General features: G+C 48.1%; 1 protein-coding gene. It reads right to left on the reverse strand.

Annotated elements, in window-relative coordinates; all coding sequences use genetic code 11:
- A partial coding sequence (locus ACXAGJ_RS24685; RefSeq protein ID WP_474843858.1) for a hypothetical protein occupies positions 1 to 420 on the reverse strand: 420 nt, incomplete at both ends.

Here is a 420-nt window from a genome sequence, read left to right on the forward strand (position 1 = left end):
TGTTTCCTGCGGCATCTGTAACACTATAGGTTCTGGTGATCACTTCTGGATTGCTATTCCCATCGCTTACATCACTGACAAATGCCACCGTTGGTGTACCACAATTGTCCGCTTCATCAGTAACGACAGTGATATCTGGCGTGGGTGCAGCACATTGTGCACTAATCGGTGATGGGTTGCTCGCCGTTGGATCAGTAGTATCGTTAATGGTGATCGTCTGTGTCACATTGATGCTGTTTCCTGCGGCATCCGTCACACTATAGGTTCTGGTGATCACTTCTGGATTGCTATTCCCATCACTAACATCACTTACAAATGCCACCGTAGGGGTACCACAATTGTCCGCTTCATCAGTAACGACAGTAATATCTGGCGTGGGTGCAGCACATTGTGCACTAATCGGTGCTGGATTGCTTGCTG

This window comes from Aquimarina sp. AWH4_224 (genome assembly GCF_056160245.1).